The 3103-nt window shown below is 71.4% G+C and carries 4 protein-coding genes; 3 read left to right on the top strand and 1 reads right to left on the bottom strand.

Features of this window, described 5'->3' with window-relative positions; genetic code table 11:
- Positions 1-477 (bottom strand): NAD(P)H-binding protein (locus ACYVE9_RS20740; protein WP_461029396.1); only part of this gene is annotated, 477 nt, incomplete at its 3' end.
- Positions 478-564: 87 nt separating this feature from the next.
- Between ACYVE9_RS20740 and ACYVE9_RS20735 the strand changes: the two genes are divergently transcribed.
- From ACYVE9_RS20735 to ACYVE9_RS20725, 3 genes are all read left to right on the top strand, one after another.
- Entirely contained in the window at positions 565-1059 is a 495-nt protein-coding gene (locus tag ACYVE9_RS20735) for a winged helix-turn-helix transcriptional regulator (protein ID WP_461029395.1), read from the top strand.
- Between the two features lie 270 nt (positions 1060-1329).
- The gene (locus ACYVE9_RS20730; RefSeq protein ID WP_461029394.1) at positions 1330-2112 is read left to right on the top strand and encodes a PRC and DUF2382 domain-containing protein; all 783 of its coding nucleotides are present in this window, start codon (positions 1330-1332) and stop codon (positions 2110-2112) included.
- 454 nt (positions 2113-2566) lie between these two features.
- Positions 2567-3004: a VOC family protein gene (locus ACYVE9_RS20725; protein WP_461029393.1), complete on the top strand. Its 438-nt coding sequence runs from the start codon at positions 2567-2569 to the stop codon at positions 3002-3004.
- Positions 3005-3103: the final 99 nt, after the last annotated feature.

Genomic DNA, 3103 nt, shown 5'->3' with positions numbered 1-3103 from the left:
CACGGCGGCGAGGCGGCCGTCACCGAGCGGTGCGGTGATCCGCCCGTCGGCGCCCGGCCCGCCGCCGGCGGCGAGGAACTCGGCGTACAGGCCGTTGCGCAGCACGGTCCAGCTGAGCCGGCTGCCGCGCAGACGTCGCTCGGTCCAGCGGTGCGCGAGTGCGTACGGCAGGTGGTCGCCGTCGCCGGACAGGCTGGTGTAGACGACGTGCTGGACGCCGGCCGTCTCGGCGGCGGAGATCGCCGCCCCGTGCCGGGTGATGACGTCGTCGTCCTCACCCGCCCCGGCGGATACCAGCAGCAGCGTGCTGATGCCCGCGAAGCCGTCAACGAGGGTGGCGGGCTCGGCGAAGTCGACGCGACGGGCGCCCGGGGCGGGGTTCCTCGTACCGAGGACGACGTCGTCGCGGTCGGTGAGCTGCTGGGCGATCAGTGTTCCGAGTGCGCCCGACGCACCGGTGACCAAGATCTTCGGCATGGAATGGTTTCCCTCGGGTTCGTCGTTCCTCTTGCTGACCGGGACCATCGTCGGTGCCGGCGTGCGGTCGCGTAAGGAGGCACTTCGATGTCGGTGGGGCACACGGCGGTAACCACCCCGGCCACTTCTGACGCTTCGCCGGGTCCTGGTCCCTCGTCCGGTTCGGGCCTGCCGGCCCGCTCGGCTCCCGTGACCGGAGAGGCGGTGGTCGCGTGCGGTGAGCCGCACGAGGACTGCGGGATCCGGCCGGTGCTCGACCGGCTCGGTGACAAGTGGTCCGTGCTGGTGGTTGTGGAACTGGCCGCGGGCGTCCGCCGGTTCCGGCAGCTCCAGCGTTCCCTGCCCGGCATCTCGCAGCGCATGCTGACCCTGACGGTCCGTCGGCTGGAGCGTGACGGTCTGGTGTCCCGGACGGTGTACCCGACCGTCCCGCCGCAGGTGGAGTACGAGCTGACGGCGATGGGGCACAGCCTCACCCACCTGCTGAAGACCCTCGCGGACTGGTCGCGGGAGCACCGGGACGCGATCGCCGCCGCGCACCGCGCCTGGGACGCGGACGACCCCGGCACGGCGGTGCGCTGACCGAGCCGGGGGCGGCTCCGGCTGCGACGCCACCGGCATCGGGGCCCGCCCACGGCGAGCGAGGCATCGCTCCGGGGGGCGACCGCGCAAGGGCACGCCACATCCGACGCCCTTCAACACAGGCGAGCCGGTGAGTGCGCCTCCGGTGATTGCGTCACGTAATCACTACGCAACAGTGGGTGAGGGGGTAACTCGGGGTGGGCTTGTCATGTTTGACCCGATTTGGCACGGTAAGTCGAGAGGGGACGACGGAGAATCAGGAGGACATCCATGATCACCCGAGAGCAGATCCCCACCGTGCTGGACCACCCGGTCTACGACACGGAAGGCAACAAGATCGGTGAAGCCAAGCACGTGTTCCTCGACGACACCACGGGCCGCCCGGAGTGGGTCAGCGTCAAGACCGGCCTCTTCGGCTCCAGCGAGTCGTTCGTGCCGATCAGGGACGCGTCCATGGTGGAGGACCACCTGGAGGTCCCCTACGCCAAGGACACGGTCAAGGACGCGCCCAACGTCGATGTCGACGCCGGCGGGCACCTGTCCGAGAACGAGGAGCACCGTCTGTACGAGCACTACGGCATCGCGTGGGAGGAGGCCTGGCAGCAGGCCAACCAGCCCGGCGAAGGCGGCTGGGCCCGCACCGGCACCACGGAGGGGACCGGGACCGGTGACGGCGCGATGACCCGCTCCGAGGAGGAGATGCACGTCGGCGTCGAGCGGCAGGAAGCCGGCCGGGCGCGTCTGCGCAAGTACGTGGTGACCGAGGAGGTCCAGCAGACCGTTCCCCTCCGCCACGAGGAAGTACGGGTGGAGCGCGAGCCGATCACCGACGCCAACCGGGACGCCGCGACGTCCGGCGCCGAGATCACCGAGGACGAGTACGAGGTCACGTTGCACGAGGAGCGGCCGGTGGTGGAGACCGAGGCTGTGCCTGTGGAGCGGGTGCGTCTGAGCGCCGAGGAGCACACCGACCAGGAGACGGTGAGTGGCGAGGTCCGCAAGGAACGCATCGAGACCGACGGAACGGACGACGGCGGGCGCGGACGCGAGTGAGTCACACCGTTGCCCAGGGGGCGTCCTGTCCCTGACTTCCCCCTGGCCCTGCTCCTGCCTCCCCGGGCCCCGTTCGGCCGGTGGCCACGCGCTCCGGCCGAACGGGGCGCAGGCGCGTGATCGGTGAAGCGCACACCGGCGGGTCCGCCTGACGGTGCCTCCGGGGCGGCACCGCGGCGGGTGCCGTCGAGGGTGTCTCGGCCCGCTCGGCGGTGATCCGCAACGCCGAACTGCGGCGGGTGCCGCACGGTCCGGCCCTGGCAGAGAGTCGTGGCGCGGTACTAGGGTCGGTGGGGTGACTGCCGGGTCGGCCATGGGCCATGCACGAGTGGGGCTCCCGGCCTCGGCGTGAGCCCGGGGCGGGCAAGAAGCCCGCCCGTCCTCCGTGTCCTCGCTGCCGCCGCCCGCGTGCGGCGGCCCCCTTCATCGGACCCGAAGCCTCGGAGAGACGCCCATGCCCCACAACCAGCACCCTCAGCAGCCCGCGCGACCAACCGAACTGCCGCTGAACAGCGTCCAGTTGAACCACACCGTCGTCCATGCCACGGACCGGCGGCTGTCGGCCGAGTTCCTCGCCGCGATCCTCGGGCTGGAAGTCGGCGCTCCGTTCGGGCCGTTCCTGCCCGTCGATCTCGGCAACGGCGTGACGCTCGACTACTACGAGATGCGTGACGAGCCGATCCAGTCGCAGCACTACGCGTTCCTTGTCCCCGACGCGCGGTTCGACGCGATGATCGCGCGTCTGGAGGCGGTCGGCGTGATCCACTACGCCGATCCGAGCCACCGCGAGCCGGGGCGCGTCAACCGTCTCTTCGGCGGTCGCGGCGCGTACTTCGACGACCCGGACGGCCATAACCTGGAGATCATGACCAGGCCCTACGCCCGCCCCTGACCCCACCGCGAGCACTGTGGGCGGCCCGTCCGGTCCGCCCGCAGTGCTCGCCCACGGCGCCCGTCCGCAGTGCCCGTCCACCGCGGTGGACGGGCACTG

The sequence above is a fragment of the Streptomyces sparsus genome, from assembly GCF_054776295.1.
This window is presented reverse-complemented; position numbering and strand designations above follow the sequence as displayed.

Excerpts from the sequence above, each read along its gene's own strand:
- ACYVE9_RS20735 (WP_461029395.1), top strand. The coding sequence starts at position 565 with ATGTCGGTGGGGCACACGGCGGTAACCACCCCGGCCACTTCTGACGCT.
- ACYVE9_RS20730 (WP_461029394.1), top strand. The coding sequence starts at position 1,330 with ATGATCACCCGAGAGCAGATCCCCACCGTGCTGGACCACCCGGTCTAC.
- ACYVE9_RS20725 (WP_461029393.1), top strand. The coding sequence starts at position 2,567 with ATGCCCCACAACCAGCACCCTCAGCAGCCCGCGCGACCAACCGAACTG.